Genomic DNA, 15966 nt, shown 5'->3' with positions numbered 1-15966 from the left:
GGGTACGACGCGATCGTGGTGAGGAGACTCGGCGTCGAGGAGGAGCTGCTGCTGGTGGACCCCGACAGTGGGCGCCCCCGGCCGGTGGCCGCGGAGGCGCTGCGGGACCAGCGTGCGGACACCTCCGAGGTGGTGGAGTCCGAGCTCTTCCGCTACCAGGTCGAGACCGCCACCGACCCGTGCACCGGACTGGACGAGCTCGCCGACCAGCTGCGCGCCCGACGGCGTGCCGCGTCCGCGGTGGCCGAGAGCGTGGGTGTCGCGGCCGTCGCGGTGCCGACCCCGGTCCTGGCGGACGAGGGGGACGAGGTGACGCGCGCCCCGCGTTACGAGCGCATCCGTCAGGAGTTCGGCGAGCTCGCCCGGACCTCGCTCGCCTGTGCGATGCACGTCCACGTGGAGGTGGCACCGCAGGAGGGTGTCGCCGCCCTCGACGCGATCGCCCCCTGGCTGCCGGCGCTGGTCGCGGTCAGCGCCAACTCGCCGTACGTGCGCGGACGGGACACCGGGTACGCCAGCTGGCGCACCCAGGTGTGGTCGAGCTGGCCGTCCAACGGCACCGGTCAGGCGTTCGGCTCGTCCGCGGAGTACGACCGCGTGCGCGCCGCCCTCGTGCAGTGGGGCGCGGCGCTCGACGAGGGAATGGTCTACTTCGACGCTCGCCTGTCGGCCGCCTACCCGACGCTCGAGGTCCGCGTGGCCGACGTGTGCACGGACCTCGACGACGCGCTGCTCGTCGCCGCACTCGTCCGCGGCCTGGTCGCCACCGCCGCCGACGGGGCGCTCACCACCGACGAGCGCTGGCGCAGCGACCTGCTGCGCGCGGCGAACTGGCGGGCCTCCCGCTACGGGCTGTCCGGTCAGCTGGTCCACCCGATCCGGATGGAGCTCGCACCCGCACGGGCGGTGGTCGAGGACCTGGTCCACCGGATCCGGCCGGCCCTGGGGGAGGCGGGCGACGACGGTGCGGTCGCCGACCTGATGGAGCGCCTGCTCGCTCGCGGCGGCGGCGCGACCCGCCAGCGGCGGGTGCGGGAGAGTCGCGGCACCCTGGAGGCGGTGGTGGCGGACCTGGTCGAGCGCACCCGTGTCCCGGACTGAGGGGCGGACCCATCCGCGGCCTGGGCGGCCCCGAACCACCCCCATGCAACGCCGCACCCTGATCCGGGCGGGGCTCGCCACGCTCGCCGCCGTCGGGGTGACGCCAGCCCTGACGGGCTGCGGGCAGGATGTCCCCGTGCAGCGAGCAGACCCGACCGGCGGCCCGACCGGCGGCAGCCGACACGCCTACGGCGACCACCCGAGCCAGTACGGCGAGCTCGCCGTCCCCGAGGGCACCCCGCAGGGTGTCGCGGTGGTGGTGCACGGCGGCTTCTGGAAGGCGCAGTACGGCATCGAGTACGGCCGACCGGTCGCGGACGCGCTGCTCGCGAACGGCTGGACGGTGTGGAACATCGAGTACCGGCGGGTCGGCGACGGTGGGGGCGTGCCCGCCACACTGGACGACGTGCAGGCCGCGATCGCCCACCTCGACCGCCTGGACGTGGGGGTCGAGGTGGCCACGGTGCCGGTGCTCGGCGTGGGCCACTCCGCGGGTGGCCACCTGGTCACCTGGGCGGGCGCCGGCGGCCGGCTCAGCCACGTGATCAGCCAGGCCGGGGTGCTCGACCTGCGGGCCGCGGCGGACGCCGGACTGGGCGGCGGCGCGGTCGAGGCGTTCCTGGGACACCCAGCCGGGGAGGCCGACCGCGAGGTCGACCCGATCCGCGGGGTCCCGCTCGCGGTTCCGGTCTGGTGCGTGCACGGACGCGAGGACGGCACCGTCCCGATCAGCCAGTCGGCCGACTACGTCGCCGCCGCCACGGCCGCCGGTGGCCGGGCCCGCCTGGTCGAGGTCGACGGCGACCACTTCGCCGTGATCGACCCGGCCACCGCCGCCGGAGCGGCCACCCTCGAGATCGCCGCGGAGATCCTGCAGGAGCACGCCGCGTCCACCGGATCGGGCTGAGGCCACATGGCCCGCACCGCCGTTGTCGTCGGGTCCGGCCCGAACGGTCTGACCGCCGGGGTCGTCCTGGCCCGCGCCGGATACCAGGTGAGGGTGCTCGAGGCCCGGGACCAGCCCGGCGGCGGGACGCGCAGCGCGGAGCTCACCGTGCCGGGCCTGCTGCACGACGTCTGCTCGGCGGCCCACCCGACCGGCGCCGCCTCTCCGGCGTTCCGTGCCCTGGACCTGCACCGACACGGTCTGCGCTTCGCCCATGCTCCGGTGGAGGCCGCCCACGTGCTCGACGGCGGGCGCGCCGCTTCCCTGCTCCGTGACCTGGACGCCACGGCCACCGGTCTCGGCGTCGACGACCAGGCCTGGCGCCGGACGTTCGCCGGACCTGTGGACCGAGTCGACGACCTCACCGACGCGATCCTCGGCCCGCTGCTCCGCGTGCCTCGCCACCCCGGCGCACTGGCCCGCTTCGTGCCGCGGGCGGTGCTGCCCGCCACCGGTCTGGTGCGCGGCTGGCGGACCGAGGAGGCCCGTGCGCTGGTGGCGGGGATGGCCGCCCACGCCGGCCTGCCCCTGGACAGTGCCGGCACTTCCGGCATCGCGCTCCTGTTCGGCATGCTCGGTCACACCGTCGGGTGGCCGGTCGCGGTCGGAGGATCGCAGGCGATCTCGGTGGCGTTGATCGCGGCGCTGGCCGAGGCGGGCGGCACCGTGGAGACCGGGCGACGGGTGACCAGGCTGCCCTCCGCCGACCTGGTGCTGCTGGACACCTCACCGGAGGACGCGCTGCGGATCGCCGGGCCGATGGTGCCGCACCGGGTCGCGCGGGCCTACCGACGGTGGCGCCGGGGCGGCGCGGCGTACAAGATCGATCTCGCGGTCCGCGGTGGCGTGCCGTGGTCGGCTCCCGATGCCCGCCGCGCAGGCACGGTCCACGTCGGCGGTACGTTCGAGGAGGTCCATGCCGCCGAGCTCGCCGTCCGGGCCGGGCGGATGCCGCAGCGGCCGTTCGTCCTGGTCGGGCAGCAGTACCTCGCCGATCCTGGCCGGTCCGACGGGGACCTGCACCCGGTCTGGGCGTACGGGCACGTGCCCTTCGGCTCCACCGCTCGGGCCACCGACGCGGTGCTGGGGCAGATCGAGCGCTTCGCGCCGGGCTTTCGGGACTCCATCGAACACTTCGCGGTGCGCACGCCCGCAGAACTCGCGGCCGAGAACCCCAACCATCCGGGCGGGGAGATCGGCGGCGGCGCCGCGACCCTGCGGCAGACGCTGCTACGACCGCGTGCCGCCCTCGACCCCTACCGGATCGCGGACCACGTCTACCTCTGCTCGTCGTCGACGTCGCCCGGCGCCGGGGTGCACGGAATGTGCGGCTACCACGCGGCGCGGCACGCGATCGCCGACCACGCCGGGGCGGCGGGGGTCAGCGCGTCGCGGCGCTGACCGCCTCGGCGACCGGCACGTCGCCGCCGACCAGGTTCCACTGGTGTCCGGCGCTCTCCGGCGCGTCCAGGATCGCGGCCAGGGTCGCGGCCACGTCGGCCCGGGTCACCTCGCCGCGCTCGACGTCCGGTCCGAGCGCGACCAGACCGGTCGCCGGGTCGTCGGTGAGCAGGCCGGGGCGCACGATCGTCCAGTCGAGGTCGCTGGCGCGCAGGGCGACGTCCGCGTCCCGCTTGGCGGCGACGTAGGCCTTCCAGACCTCGCCGGCGTCGTCCGGCACCGGTCGGTCCACATCGATGGCGGAGACCTGGACGAAGCGGCGGATGCCGCGGGTCTGAGCACCGCGGATCGACTTCAGCGACCCCTCGAGGTCCACCGTCCGCTTCCGCTCGATGTCGCCGTCGGGTCCGCCGCCGGCGGCGAAGACCACCGCCTCGCAGCCCTCGAAGGCGGCGGCGAAGGCCTCGTCGCCGTCGTTCTCGATGTCCAGCAGCCGCACCTCGGCACCGATCTCCTCGAGCTCGGCGCGATACTCCTCGCGGCGGACCAGCGCCACCGGCTGGTGCCCGCCCGCGACCAGCAGCGGCTGCAACTGCAGGGCGATCTTTCCGTGTCCTCCGACAATCGCGATACGCATACCCCCAACCTACGAGCCCACCGGTGAGCACCCGCCTACGCTGGTCGTGCGTGAGCGTGCAGCCGCAGTGAGGAGCCCGGCATGAGTACGTCGACACCGGCGGCAGACACCCTGCCCGGCCCGGTCGAGGTGCTCGCCCGATGAGGCCGGACGCGCTGCTGGAGGCCGTCGCGCGCTGGGAGGTCGCCGGCGGGACCTGGCGGTTGAGTCCGACCGGCCCCGGCGCCGCCGATGTGGTCCTCTGCCGCTGCGACGGAGGCGAGGAGGTCGAGCGCCTGGCCTGCACCGATCCGGGCACCCTGACCCGGCTGCGGCGCCGGTCCGTGGAGCCGGGATGAGGACGTTGGTGGTGCTGGCCGCGGCGACTTCGCTGCTGCTCGCCCTCACCGCCTGCACGGGCACCGACGAGGAGCCGACCTCTCGCCCGAGCACCAGCCCGACCGGCAGCCCGACCAGCAGCCCGAGCGCGAATCCTGGGTCCTCGTCGCCGCTGCAGCCAGCCCCCGACCCGATCTCGGTGGCGGCGCTCGCCGACGCCGACCTCCCCGGCGGTGATCTCCGTCTGGGCGCGGTGCGCGAGCGGACCGACTCCTTCACCTCCTACGACGTCACCTTCGGCTCCACCCGGTCGGGGCGCGGAAGCCGCCGGATGACGATCAGCGGCGTGCTCAACGTGCCGACCGGGCGCGGTCCCTTCCCGGCGGTGGTGCTCGCCCACGGCTACATCGACCCCGCCTACTACGAGCGGGGCCAGGGAATGACCCGGGAGCGTGGCCACCTGGCGACAGCCGGCTACGTCGCCCTCCACGTCGACTACCGCAACCACGCGGAGAGCGACGACGACCCGCGGGTGGAGACGGCGGTCCGGCTCGGCTACAGCGCCGACGTGGTCGCCGCCGCGCGGGCACTGGCGGCGACCGACCGGGTCCGGGTCGACGCCGACCGGATCGCTCTCTTCGGCCGGTCGATGGGCGGGGGAGTGATGCTCAAGGCCCTGGGGGCCGAGCCCGGTCTCTTCGCGGCCGGCGTCGGTTGGGCGTCGGTCTCCAGCCTGGAGGCGGAGAACTTCGCGCAGTTCCAGGCCTCCGATGCCAGCACCGCCCGGCTGCGGGCGGCGACCCGCGGCCGCCACGGGCTCCCGACCGACGACCCGGCGTTCTGGCGGGGGATCTCCGCGCGGCCCCTGCTGGACCGGATCACCGAACCGGTCCTCCTGGTGCACGGCCGCCTGGACGAGACCTGCCCGCCGCGCTGGGCGAGCGCCACCCATCGGGCCCTGCGCCGCGCCGGCGTGGACGCCACCCTCGAGTGGTACGACGACCAGCACGCCTTCGGGCCCGCGTTCGTCACGGCGATGGACCGGACCGTCCGCTTCCTCCGGGACAGCATGCCGCAGTGACCGGGCCGGGCCCCGAGCGTGCGACCCGGCCGAGAAGTTCACCTCCGCCTCGCCGTGGCGCCACCTCACCCTGGTCGGCTGAGCGCCATGACATCTCGGAACTCTCGGGTCGGGGCACGCCCCGCCGCCCTGCTCACCTCGCTGACCGTCGCGCTCTCCGCCGGCCTCGCCCTCGGCGTGGCCCCGGCCCAGGCCGGTCCCGACCGCCACGGCCACCCCGGCCACTCCGCGCCGGACGGACACGGCAAGCCAGGCAAGCCCGGCAAGCCCGGCAAGCCCGGCAAGCCCGGCAAGCCCGGCAAGCCCGGCAAGCCCGGCAAGCCCGGCAAGCCCGGTCATGGCAAGCCCCACCGCGCCGGAGACCCCCTGGTCATCGCCCACCGCGGCGCCTCGGGCTATCGCCCCGAGCACACCCTGGCCGCCTACCGCCTCGCCATCGCCCAGGGCGCCGACTACATCGAGCCCGACCTCGTCTCCACCTCCGACGGGGTGCTGGTGGCCCGCCACGAGAACGAGATCAGCGGCACCACCGACGTCGCCGACCACCCCGAGTTCGCCGGCCGGCGCACCACCAAGACGATCGACGGCCGCCCGGTCACCGGATGGTTCACCGAGGACTTCACCCTGGCCGAGCTGCGCACCCTCCGGGCCGTCGAACGGCTCCCCGGGGTCCGCCCGGACAACACCGCCTACGACGGTCGGTACCAGGTCCCGACGCTGCAGGAGGTGATCGACCTGGCGCGGAGCGCGTCGCGTCGTACCGGCCGCCGGATCGGGATCGCTCCGGAGACCAAGCACCCGACGTACTTCGACTCGATCGGTCTCTCCATGGAGGAGCCGCTCGTCGCGACCCTCCGCCGCAACGGCCTGGACCACCGGCACGCGAAGGTGGTGCTGCAGTCCTTCGAGATCGACAACCTCCGCGATCTCGACGCGATGACCAGGGCGCCGATCGCCCAGCTGATCAACGGAAGCGGCGCGCCCTACGACGTGGTGGCGGCCGGCGGCTCCACCAGCTATGCGGAGATGACCACACCGGCCGGCCTCGCCGAGATCGCGACGTACGCCGAGTGGGTCTCGCCGGTGAAGGACCTGATCCTGCCCCGGGACGCGGCCGGCGCGATCGGTGAGCCGACCTCGGTGGTGGAGGACGCCCACGACGTCGGACTCAGTGTGGTCACCTGGACGATGCGGGCCGAGAACCAGTTCCTGCCCAGCAACCATCGCAGCAGCACGGACCCCAACGCCCACGGCGACCTGACGGGCGAGGTGACGGCGTTCCTGGAGGCGGGGGTCGACGCGGTCTTCTCCGACCACCCGGACATCGCGGTGGCGGCCCGCGACGACTTCGCCGACGGACACCGGTGGCACCGCCGCGCCGGATGAGACCGCGCCGGCAGGACCGTGCCTCTACCCTCCTGGCATGAGTGAGACCTCGGCCGGCTGCGTCTTCTGCGACATCGTCGCCGGCGACGCGCCGGCCGATCTCGTGCTCGACACCGAGGAGCTGGTCGGGTTCCTGGATCGCCGGCCGGTCTTCAAGGGACACGTGCTGCTCGTGCCCCGCCAGCACGTGGTGACCCTGCCGGACCTGCCCGCGGGCCTGCGGGACGGCTTCCTGTCCACCGCCCAGCGCCTGTGCACCGCGATGATCGACGGTCTCGGCGCCCAGGGCAGCTTCGTCGCGGTCAACAACACGGTCAGCCAGTCGGTGCCGCACCTGCACCTGCACGTGGTGCCTCGCACGAAGGGTGACGGGCTGCGCGGCTTCTTCTGGCCGCGACGCAAGTACGCCCCCGGCGAGTCCGCGGAGTACGCCGCCCGGCTACGGGCCTGCCTGGACGCGTAGGCTTCCGCCGACCGACCACCTGCCATAGGAGTAACCAGCATGGGCCGTTTCGACGGACGCATCGCCGTGATCACCGGTGCCGCACGAGGCATCGGGTTCGGCACCGCCACCCGATTCGCGGAGGAGGGCGCCTCGGTCGCGATCGTCGACCTCGACGAGTCCGCCGCCGGTGACGCCGCCGCCCGGCTGCCGCTGGCCGACGGCGTCAGGGCGATCGGGGTGGGCGCCAACGTCTCCGACGAGGCCTCGGTGGACGCCGCGTTCGAGCGGATCGTCGCCGAGTTCGGCGGCGTGCACGTGCTGGTCAACAACGCCGGCATCACCCGCGACAACCTGCTGTTCAAGATGACCGGCGAGGACTGGGACCTGGTCATGGGCGTGCACCTCAAGGGCGCGTTCCTGATGACCAGGGCCGCGCAGAAGCACTTCGTGGAGCAGAAGTACGGCAAGGTCGTGAACATCTCCTCCACCTCGGCGCTCGGCAACCGGGGCCAGGCCAACTACTCGGCCGCCAAGATGGGCGTGCAGGGCCTCACCCGGACCCTGGGCATCGAGCTCGGCCCGTTCGGCATCAACGTCAACGCGGTCGCCCCGGGCTTCATCGCCACCGAGATGACCGACGCCACCGCCGCCCGGCTGAAGATGGACGTGGAGGAGTTCCGCGCGCTGAACGCCGAGCACAACCCGGTGCGCCGGGTCGGCGAGCCCGCCGACATCGCCGCCGCGGTGACCTTCCTGGCCAGCGACGAGGCGTCCTACATCACCGGGCAGACGCTGTACGTCGACGGCGGCGTCTCCCTCGGCGTCTGAGCGTGCGCACGGGCGCCCGGCGGCGTTCGCCTCGGTCGACGACCGCTTCGCCCTCCAGGTCGCCTTCCCTCGGCGTTCGCCTCAGTTCCTAGCGCCCTGCACGTAAAGCGACACGCCCGCGCGGCTGCGCGGGCGTGGTCGCGTCGCGGCGGAGACTGATGTGTCGCCGCAGCCGAACAATCTCGTGAGACCGATCGGAGTACCGACGTGAAGATCCGCACCCGCGCCGCGCTGCCCGCGGCCCTGGTCGCCCTCAGCCTCAGTCTCGCCGCGTGCGGTGGGGACGAGGAGGAGCCGGCCTCGAGCGAGGAGTCCACCGCTCCCGCCGAGGAGGCCCCGCAGACCTGGCCGCTGACCGGCCTCGAGGCCACCGGGAAGCAGGACCCCGAGCAGGACCGCCCCGTGATGGTCGTGAAGATCGACAACACCGCAGGCAGCGCCCCCCAGGTCGGTCTGGACAGCGCCGACCTCGTCGTCGAGGAGCTGGTCGAGGGGGGCGTCACCCGACTGGCCGCCTTCTACTACTCCGAGGTGCCCGACCTGGTCGGGCCGGTCCGGTCGATGCGGGCCAGCGACATCGGCATCGTCTCCCCGGTCGACGCCACGGTCGCCACCAGCGGCGCCGCCCAGGTCACCCTGGACCGCCTGAAGGACGCGGGCGTCACCTGGGTCACCGAGGGGTCGACCGGGTTCGCGCGGGACGAGAGCCGGACCGCGCCGTACAACCTGATGGTGAACCTCTCCGAGGCCGCGAAGGAGCAGGAGGACGGGGAGACGGCCCGGCCCGATGACTACCTCCCGTGGGGCGCCGCGGACGACAAGACCGGCGGCAAGCCGGCGGGGACGCTCACCGCGGACTTCGGCTCGCACTCGACGGAGTGGACCTACGCCAAGGACGGCTACACCAACGCGAACAGCTATGCCGAGGCCGACAGCCAGTTCCCGGCCGAGAGCGTGCTCGTGCTGCGGGTGGAGGTCGGCGACGCCGGCTACACCGACCCCGCCGGCAACCCGGTGCCGGAGACGAAGTTCGAGGGCACCGGCGACGCGCTGCTGTTCCACGGCGGCAAGGTCGTGAAGGGCACCTGGTCGAAGAAGTCGCTGGAGTCGGCGATCCAGCTGGAGACGGCCGACGGCGAGCTCACCGTGCCGGCCGGCAAGGTGTGGATCGAGCTGGTCCCGAACGACGCCTCGGGCGGATCGGTCAGCTACGCCAAGTGATCGGCAGCGACTGACGCCGACGGCGTCGCTCAGCCATCGACCGGGTCGCCGTCGGCGGCCCGGTCGCTCACGTCCGGGAACTCCACCCCGGCCTCGACCAGGCTCTGCACCCCGCTGAGCAGGAAGCCGATCGCGGTCTCGACCCGCTGCGCGGCGAGCACCGGATCGCCGGAGGTGGCCACCGACTCGCCGGCCGAGGACATCGCGCCGAAGAAGATCCGCGCGTAGGTCTGCAGCATCTCCTCGTCGAGGTCCCAGGAGCCCGCCGCCAGCGTCGACCGCACGATCTCGAGCACGTTGGCGAACGTGGAGCGCTCCTCCTGCTCGCGGAACCGCTCGTAGCCGAGCACCGACGGGCCGTCGGCGATCACGATGCGTCGGTAGCGCGGCTCCTGCACCACGTTCAGGAACGCGCGAAGTCCCTCCCGCGCCTTCTCCCAGGGGTCGCCGTGCCCGCGCAGGGCGCGCTGGATCCGCTTGGCGGCGTCTTCCTCGACGCGCTCGAAGACCGCTTCGAAGAGCGCCTGCTTGCCGGCGAAGTGGTGGTACAGCGCGCCCTTGGTGACGCGGGCTCCCGCCACGACGGCGTCCAGCGAGGTGGCGGCGTAGCCCTGCTCGGTGAAGAGCTCCTCGGCGATGTCGACCAGCGCCCGCTTGGTCGAGGCCGAGTAGGCGGCCCGACGGGACTTCCCGGCCTTGGCGTCCACCCCGGGAACCTTCGGGACCTTGGGGACGAGCCGGGACATCGATGCCTTCGCCACGCAGGTCAGCATAGGAGTCCGGACCCGTGGCCGGTGCGCCGGGAGGTGACGGCGGTCACGGCGGCGGCAGGTGCCGGGGTGGGCCGAATCACGCTCGGAGAGGTTGGGGAGGACGCCGGCCAGAGCCATACTCGGAGTACGTACCAGCGGTATGTCGGATTCCCCGGGTATCGGCATTCAGTGCCCTTCCCCGTGGGAGGCCGGCTCCGCCAGAGGAGTGAGGAGCCCGACCATGACCTGGAAGGCTTTCCACAGCCGTGCCGAGGTGCTGCGTGCGGTGATCGACGCCGCCGATGCCCGGCGAGACGGTCGTCTGCCGATGGATGTCGAGGGCGTCGCCGGCGCCTTCGACGGCGAGCTCGACCTGCTCGCCGCGCTGCAGCTGAAGTGGCACACCCGGCTCGCGGGCCGCATCGAGCGCGTCTTCGCGGACCAGCCGATGGACCTGCCGGACGCCGTGGTGCAGGCGTGGCGCGAGAGCGCCCGGGAGCTGCCCGGTGTGCGCCGGGTGCTCGACCGCCATCGCGACCACCCGCTCGACGACGCGATGGCGGCCGCGATGTCCGTCGCCACCGACAAGGAGCACGTGTTCCTGGCGGTGATGGCCGGTCGCTCCAGTCTCGCCGACGACGCCGCGCGTGTCGTCGGTGCGGACCTCGAGGAGCGCGCCCGCCGGGGCGTCGACGCCGCTGCGACGGTGACGGAGACGTCCCGCCGCCCGCGTCTGCTCGACCGGCTCCGCGCGGTGGTCGCCGCCTGATCCCGGCTGACCACCGGCTGATCACCGCCCGATCTCCGGACCGCCTCCGCCCCCGCCCCCGCCGAGGCTCGCCTCGGGCCCCGGACTCGGCCCCGGACCTGCCGCACCTCCCTCCCTCCCCGCGGCACGGTCCGGGGTCGACCTCGTCCTGCGATGGGTCATGATGGAGCGGTGAGCACGACCGCTGCGCCGGCCCCGGGGATGCTGCTCCTGGCGAGTCCCGAGCTGCTGGATCCGAACTTCGCGGACACCGTCGTGCTGCTCCTCGACGTCAACGCCGAGGGAGCCCTCGGCGTGGTGCTCAACCGCCCCTCGGTCGTCCCGGTGGGAGAGGTGCTCGGTGCGTGGGGCGAGGTCGTCGAGGACCCGGAGGTGCTCTTCCAGGGCGGCCCGGTCTCCACCGACGGTGCACTCGCGGTCGCCGAGGCGCTCGGTGACGGCGAGGGTGCGGCCGGCTTCCAACGGCTGTGGGAGAACGTCGGTCTGCTCGACCTGGACACCCCGACCGAGCTCGTCGAGGGCACGGTGCACCGGCTGCGGATCTTCGCCGGGTACGCCGGGTGGGGCGCGGGCCAGCTCGAGGGCGAGATCGCGGAGGGGAGCTGGTACGTCGTACCGGCGGTCTCCGACGACGTCTTCAGCGGCGACACGCGAGATCTCTGGCGCCGGGTGATGCGACGCCAGCCCGGCGACCTGGCACTGCACCTGACCCGGCCGGCGGATCCCGAGCTGAACTGATCCTCGCGTCGGCGAATGCGCTCGTTTGAGACATTCACGCCTCAAATGAGACACTACTGTCTCAGGAGGTTCCGATGTCGACCAATGACTCCGTGCTCGCGGCGGCCCAGCGCTGCCTCAACGACGACCCGACCGCGTCGATGGCCCAGATCGCGGCCGCGGCCGGGATCGGTCGCGCCACCCTGCACCGCCACTACAGCAGCCGTGAGGCGCTGCTCCACGAGATCGGCAGCCGCTCGCTGGACCGTTGGTCGCAGAGCATGGCGGCGGCCGGCATCGACGAGGTCGCGGCCTCCGGTGACGCCGACCGGATCCGGGACTGCATCGACGAGCTGATCGCCCGGTACGTCGACGACCTCGAGGGCTTCGGCGTCGCCCTGACCGACATCGCCGTCATGTCGGCCGAGGACCTCCGGGCGCGCTGCGCCGAGCTCTTCGAGGTCGAGGTCGGCCTCTATGCTGCGGCGCAGCAGGTCGGCGTGCTGCGCGCCGATGCCTCGCCACGCTGGGTCGGTCACGCCGTCTACGGCCTCCTGGTCGCCGTGCAGGACGGGCTGCGCGACGGGGACCTCGCCCGACGGGACGGGGCGGCGATGGTGCGTCGCACGCTGTTCGACGGACTCCTCGTCGACGGAGGTGACCGGTGAGCGCGCCCGCCACCCGCCGCTGGGCCGGCCTTGCCGTGCTGGCCGCCAGCCTGCTGGTGGTCGTGATGGACATGACCATCCTCAACGTGGCCCTGCCCGACCTGAGCCGCGACCTCGGCACCGGCACCGTCGCCCAGCTGTGGATCGTGGACGTCTACGCGCTGGTCCTCGCCGGGCTGCTCGTGCCGGCGGCCGCGATCGGCGACCGGTGGGGTCGCCGCCGCACCCTGCTGATCGGCTTCGGGCTCTTCGCCGCGGCCTCCGCCGCCGCGCTGGTCGCCGACTCCTCCGGTGAGGTCATCGCGATCCGCGCCGTGCTCGGGGTCGGCGGCGCGCTGATCATGCCGGCCACGCTCTCGCTGATCCGGGTGCTCTTCCCGGACGCCCGCGAGCGGGCCTTCGCCCTCGGCCTGTGGGCGGCGACCGCCGCGGTCGGCGGTGCGATCGGACCGATCATCGGCGGCGCCCTGCTGGAGGCGTTCAGCTGGCATGCCGCGTTCCTGGTCAACGTGCCGGTGATGGCGCTCGGGGTGGCGGCGGGCCTGTGCTTCCTGCCCGAGAGCCGCTCGGCCCGGCCCGGCCGGATCGACGCCGCGGGCATCGTGCTCTCCGTCGGCGGGATGGTGGCCGCGGTCTACGGGATCAAGCACCTGGCCAAGCACCCGGACCTGCTCGGTGTGGGCCTCGTCGCGGTCGGAGCGGTGGTGCTCACCGCGTTCGTGCGCCGCTGCCTGGCCCAGGACGAGCCGATGCTCGAGGTCCGCCTCTTCGCCGACCGGGTGTTCCGGTCCGGGGTGGTCGGCGCGCTGGTGACCAGCACCGCCCTGATGGTACTGCTCTTCCTCGGCAGTCAGTGGATGCAGGTGGTCCAGGGGTGGTCGCCGATCCGCACCGGCGTCGCCCTGCTCCCGATGGCGATCGGGGGCCTGATCGGCCCGCCCTTCGCGCCGCGCCTCGCGGAGCGGATCGGAGCCCGGCCCGTGGTCGTCGGCGGCATGGCCCTGCTGGCGGCCGGGCTGCTCACCCTCGGCCTGCTGCCCCGTCCGTTGGAGTACACCGGCGTCGCGGTCGCCCTCCTGCTCGTCGGCTTCGGTACGGCGGCGCTCGGCCTCGCCTCGGCGCTGATCATGGGCAGCGCCCCGGCGGACAAGGCCGGGTCGGCGGCCGCGATGGAGGAGATGTCCTACGAGATCGGCGGCGTGCTCGGCGTGGCCGTGCTGGGCAGCATCGCCGGGGTGCTCTACCGCTCCGGTCTGCCGGCCGACGCGCCGGACTCCGCGCTGGAGTCCGTCACCGGGGCGGTCGGGAGTGCGGTCGAGGGGGCGGCGCTGGCGTCGTACGGGGACGCGTTCGCGATGGTGGGCCTGCTCGCGGGCGCGGTGGTGGCGGTGGTCGCGCTGCTCCTCTGGCGTGATCTGCCGGCCGATCTGGATGTCGGCGGCGGACACGGGGAGGACGCACCGGAGTCCGAGGCGGCTCCCGTAGACTCCCGTTCGTGACCACCATCGGATTCTCGACAGAAACGGATGTCCGCGAGGACCGCCGTACCGTCCCGACCGACTCCGGTGACCACGACCGAATGAGTCACTACGTCGCCAAGGAGAAGCTCACCGAGGCGATGGTGATGGGGACCCCCGTGGTCGCGCTGTGCGGCAAGGTCTGGGTGCCCAGTCGCTCCCCGGAGAAGTTCCCGGTGTGCCCGGAGTGCAAGGAGATCTGGGACGAGCTCCAGGGCGACGGCCAGGGTGGCGACCAGGGCTCTGGCGAGTGACGGGCGACGCCGACGGCGTCGCGCTCCCGCGCACCGGCCTCGGGCCGGCGTGGCCGGAGCGCGCCGCCTGGGGGACCGCCCAGTCCCTGCGTGCCTGGCAGTCGGCGGCGCTGACCGACTACCTCGAGCGCGGCCCGCGCGACTTCCTGGCGGTCGCCACGCCGGGTGCGGGCAAGACGACCTTCGCCCTCTCGGTGGCCGCCGAGCTGCTCGGTCGGCGGATCGTCGACCGGCTGATCGTGGTGGCACCCACCGAGCACCTGAAGACCCAGTGGGCGGCGGCGGCGGAGAAGGCCGGCATCCCGATCGACCCGAGCTATTCGGCGGGCAAGGGCAAGATCTCCAGCGACTTCGTCGGTGTGGCGGTCACCTACGCCGGGGTCGGGGTGAACCCGCTGGCCCTGCGGATCCGCACCGAGCGGTTCAAGACGCTGGTGATCCTCGACGAGATCCACCACGCGGGTGACTCGCTGACCTGGGGTGAGGGCGTGCGCGAGGCGTTCGAGCCTGCGGCCCGGCGCCTCGCGCTGACCGGCACCCCGTTCCGCTCGGACGTCAACCCGATCCCGTTCGTCGGCTACGAGCCGGGGGCGGGCGGCGTGCCGACGTCCCGCGCCGACTACACCTACGGCTACGCCGAGGCGCTCGCCGACCACGTGGTGCGTCCGGTCCTGTTCCTGGCTTACTCCGGAGCGATGAGCTGGCGCACCCGGGCCGGCGACGAGGTCGCCGCCGATCTGGGCGGGCCGATGACCAAGGACCTCACCGCACAGGCGCTGCGCACCGCGCTCGACCCGAACGGGTCCTGGATCCCGTCGGTGCTCGCCGCCGCCGACAAGCGGCTCTCCGAGGTGCGCCGGCACGTGCCGGACGCCGGGGGCCTGGTGATCGCCTCCGACCAGGACTCCGCCCGTGCCTACGCCAAGCTGCTCAAGCAGATCACCGGTGAGTCGGCCACGGTGGTGCTCTCCGACGAGAAGGCGGCGTCGAAGAAGATCTCGGAGTTCAGCGAGAGCGACAGCCGGTGGATGGTCGCGGTGCGGATGGTCTCCGAAGGCGTCGACGTCCCGCGTCTCTCGGTGGGCGTCTGGGCCACCACCACCTCCACCCCGCTGTTCTTCGCCCAGGCGGTCGGCCGCTTCGTCCGTGCCCGCACCCGCGGCGAGATCGCCTCGGTCTTCCTGCCCTCGGTGCCCGGCCTGCTGCGTTTCGCCGGCGAGCTGGAGATGCAGCGCGACCACGTGCTCGGCCGTCCGAAGGGCGCCGACGAGGGCGACATCTTCGCCGCCGAGGAGGACCTGATGGCGCGGGCGCAGGCCTCGGAGTCCGCCTCCTCCGAGCTGGACGGGGAGTCCTTCGAGGCCCTCGGCTCGCAGGCCCGGTTCGACCATGCGCTCTACGACGGAGCCCAGTTCGGCCACGAGGGCGAGGTGCAGGTCGGCTCGGAGGAGGAGATGGACTTCCTCGGCATCCCTGGTCTGCTCGAGCCGGACCAGATGAAGGACCTGTTGCGCAAGCGACAGGACGACCGCCGCCAGGCCCAGCGCAAGGCGCGGGAGGCCCTGGGCGCCTCGCCCGAGCCGGACAGCGTCGCCCAGGTCGCCACCCACGAGCACCTCGCCGTGCTGCGCCGCGAGCTGAACGGGCTGGTCGGCGCCTGGAACCACCGCACCGGCCAGCCGCACGGGATCACCCATGCCGCGCTGCGCAAGGAGTGCGGTGGGCCGGCAGCGGCGGTCGCCAACGCCGACCAGCTGCAGAAGCGGATCGACCGGATCCGGGACTGGGCCCTGCGACAGTCGTCCTGATCCACGGCGGCGGTCTCGAGGCTCTCTTCGCTCGCACGCCAACAGCCGGGGCGGGCCGTGATGCTGACACCGCGACCCTCATCACCAGGCCTGGAACGGGTTAGGTTAGCCTTTCCT

At 73.3% G+C, this 15966-nt stretch carries 17 protein-coding genes; 15 read left to right on the top strand and 2 right to left on the bottom strand.

What is annotated here, in order from left to right:
• Nucleotides 1-15: 15 nt before the first annotated feature.
• The 3 genes from FIV43_RS11260 to FIV43_RS11250 all read left to right on the top strand — a co-directional run bounded on the left by FIV43_RS11260 (nucleotide 16) and on the right by FIV43_RS11250 (nucleotide 3448).
• Complete coding sequence (locus FIV43_RS11260; protein WP_141014201.1) at nucleotides 16-1101, top strand: carboxylate-amine ligase; 1086 nt, start codon at nucleotides 16-18, stop codon at nucleotides 1099-1101.
• A 136-nt stretch (nucleotides 1102-1237) separates the two neighbouring features.
• Complete coding sequence (locus FIV43_RS11255) at nucleotides 1238-2008, top strand: alpha/beta hydrolase family protein (RefSeq protein WP_231123046.1); 771 nt, start codon at nucleotides 1238-1240, stop codon at nucleotides 2006-2008.
• 6 nt (nucleotides 2009-2014) lie between these two features.
• Nucleotides 2015-3448, top strand: coding sequence for a phytoene desaturase family protein (locus tag FIV43_RS11250; RefSeq protein WP_141014199.1), 1434 nt, complete (start codon nucleotides 2015-2017; stop codon nucleotides 3446-3448).
• On the opposite strand, the gene FIV43_RS11245 is transcribed toward FIV43_RS11250, so the two are convergent.
• Nucleotides 3429-4085 carry an SDR family oxidoreductase gene (locus FIV43_RS11245; protein WP_141014198.1) on the bottom strand — a complete coding sequence of 219 codons (657 nt, stop codon included), beginning with the start codon at nucleotides 4083-4085 and terminating at the stop codon, nucleotides 3429-3431. The genes FIV43_RS11250 and FIV43_RS11245 overlap by 20 nt on opposite strands.
• 140 nt (nucleotides 4086-4225) lie before the next feature.
• Between FIV43_RS11245 and FIV43_RS11240 the strand changes: the two genes are divergently transcribed.
• The 6 genes from FIV43_RS11240 (at nucleotide 4226) to FIV43_RS11215 (ending at nucleotide 9364) form a co-directional block, all read left to right on the top strand.
• Nucleotides 4226-4423, top strand: a complete 198-nt coding sequence (locus FIV43_RS11240; protein WP_141014197.1) for a hypothetical protein — start codon at nucleotides 4226-4228, stop codon at nucleotides 4421-4423.
• Nucleotides 4420-5484, top strand: a complete 1065-nt coding sequence (locus FIV43_RS11235) for a prolyl oligopeptidase family serine peptidase (protein WP_141014196.1) — start codon at nucleotides 4420-4422, stop codon at nucleotides 5482-5484. Before FIV43_RS11240 ends, FIV43_RS11235 begins: the two co-directional genes overlap by 4 nt.
• 87 nt (nucleotides 5485-5571) lie before the next feature.
• Nucleotides 5572-6870 (top strand): glycerophosphodiester phosphodiesterase, encoded by a 1299-nt coding sequence (locus FIV43_RS11230; protein WP_141014195.1) that lies wholly within the window; start codon nucleotides 5572-5574, stop codon nucleotides 6868-6870.
• A 37-nt stretch (nucleotides 6871-6907) separates the two neighbouring features.
• Nucleotides 6908-7333, top strand: coding sequence for an HIT family protein (locus FIV43_RS11225; protein ID WP_141014194.1), 426 nt, complete (start codon nucleotides 6908-6910; stop codon nucleotides 7331-7333).
• A gap of 39 nt (nucleotides 7334-7372) precedes the next feature.
• Nucleotides 7373-8143 carry an SDR family NAD(P)-dependent oxidoreductase gene (locus FIV43_RS11220; protein WP_141014193.1) on the top strand — a complete coding sequence of 257 codons (771 nt, stop codon included), beginning with the start codon at nucleotides 7373-7375 and terminating at the stop codon, nucleotides 8141-8143.
• A 207-nt stretch (nucleotides 8144-8350) separates the two neighbouring features.
• A complete protein-coding gene (locus FIV43_RS11215) occupies nucleotides 8351-9364 on the top strand; it encodes a DUF3048 domain-containing protein (RefSeq protein ID WP_141014192.1) in 1014 nt (337 codons plus the stop codon).
• Between the two features lie 29 nt (nucleotides 9365-9393).
• On the opposite strand, the gene FIV43_RS11210 is transcribed toward FIV43_RS11215, so the two are convergent.
• On the bottom strand, nucleotides 9394-10125 hold the full coding sequence (locus tag FIV43_RS11210) for a TetR/AcrR family transcriptional regulator (protein ID WP_141014191.1): 732 nt from the start codon (nucleotides 10123-10125) through the stop codon (nucleotides 9394-9396).
• A gap of 232 nt (nucleotides 10126-10357) precedes the next feature.
• Here FIV43_RS11210 and FIV43_RS11205 point away from each other — a divergent pair, with 232 nt between their 5' ends.
• From FIV43_RS11205 to FIV43_RS11180, 6 genes are all read left to right on the top strand, one after another.
• Nucleotides 10358-10885, top strand: coding sequence for a hypothetical protein (locus FIV43_RS11205; protein WP_141014190.1), 528 nt, complete (start codon nucleotides 10358-10360; stop codon nucleotides 10883-10885).
• Nucleotides 10886-11056: 171 nt separating this feature from the next.
• Complete coding sequence (locus tag FIV43_RS11200; RefSeq protein WP_331251021.1) at nucleotides 11057-11623, top strand: YqgE/AlgH family protein; 567 nt, start codon at nucleotides 11057-11059, stop codon at nucleotides 11621-11623.
• 74 nt (nucleotides 11624-11697) lie between these two features.
• A complete protein-coding gene (locus FIV43_RS11195) occupies nucleotides 11698-12270 on the top strand; it encodes a TetR family transcriptional regulator (protein WP_141014188.1) in 573 nt (190 codons plus the stop codon).
• On the top strand, nucleotides 12267-13769 hold the full coding sequence (locus FIV43_RS11190) for an MFS transporter (protein ID WP_231123044.1): 1503 nt from the start codon (nucleotides 12267-12269) through the stop codon (nucleotides 13767-13769). The genes FIV43_RS11195 and FIV43_RS11190 overlap by 4 nt, the downstream gene beginning before the upstream one ends.
• The gene (locus FIV43_RS11185; protein WP_407938821.1) at nucleotides 13766-14041 is read left to right on the top strand and encodes a DUF3039 domain-containing protein; all 276 of its coding nucleotides are present in this window, start codon (nucleotides 13766-13768) and stop codon (nucleotides 14039-14041) included. Before FIV43_RS11190 ends, FIV43_RS11185 begins: the two co-directional genes overlap by 4 nt.
• Nucleotides 14038-15849 carry a DEAD/DEAH box helicase gene (locus FIV43_RS11180; RefSeq protein ID WP_141014187.1) on the top strand — a complete coding sequence of 604 codons (1812 nt, stop codon included), beginning with the start codon at nucleotides 14038-14040 and terminating at the stop codon, nucleotides 15847-15849. The genes FIV43_RS11185 and FIV43_RS11180 overlap by 4 nt, the downstream gene beginning before the upstream one ends.
• The last annotated feature ends 117 nt before the right edge of the window (nucleotides 15850-15966 follow it).

It is taken from the genome of Nocardioides sambongensis, assembly GCF_006494815.1.
Lineage (GTDB): Bacteria > Actinomycetota > Actinomycetes > Propionibacteriales > Nocardioidaceae > Nocardioides > Nocardioides sambongensis.
The sequence above is the reverse complement of the archived record's forward strand: the minus strand, read 5'-3'. Positions and strand labels throughout refer to the sequence as shown.

Excerpts from the sequence above, each read along its gene's own strand:
- FIV43_RS11250 (WP_141014199.1), top strand. The coding sequence starts at position 2,015 with ATGGCCCGCACCGCCGTTGTCGTCGGGTCCGGCCCGAACGGTCTGACC.
- FIV43_RS11245 (WP_141014198.1), bottom strand. The coding sequence starts at position 4,085 with ATGCGTATCGCGATTGTCGGAGGACACGGAAAGATCGCCCTGCAGTTG.
- FIV43_RS11240 (WP_141014197.1), top strand. The coding sequence starts at position 4,226 with ATGAGGCCGGACGCGCTGCTGGAGGCCGTCGCGCGCTGGGAGGTCGCC.
- FIV43_RS11235 (WP_141014196.1), top strand. The coding sequence starts at position 4,420 with ATGAGGACGTTGGTGGTGCTGGCCGCGGCGACTTCGCTGCTGCTCGCC.
- FIV43_RS11230 (WP_141014195.1), top strand. The coding sequence starts at position 5,572 with ATGACATCTCGGAACTCTCGGGTCGGGGCACGCCCCGCCGCCCTGCTC.
- FIV43_RS11225 (WP_141014194.1), top strand. The coding sequence starts at position 6,908 with ATGAGTGAGACCTCGGCCGGCTGCGTCTTCTGCGACATCGTCGCCGGC.
- FIV43_RS11220 (WP_141014193.1), top strand. The coding sequence starts at position 7,373 with ATGGGCCGTTTCGACGGACGCATCGCCGTGATCACCGGTGCCGCACGA.
- FIV43_RS11205 (WP_141014190.1), top strand. The coding sequence starts at position 10,358 with ATGACCTGGAAGGCTTTCCACAGCCGTGCCGAGGTGCTGCGTGCGGTG.
- FIV43_RS11195 (WP_141014188.1), top strand. The coding sequence starts at position 11,698 with ATGTCGACCAATGACTCCGTGCTCGCGGCGGCCCAGCGCTGCCTCAAC.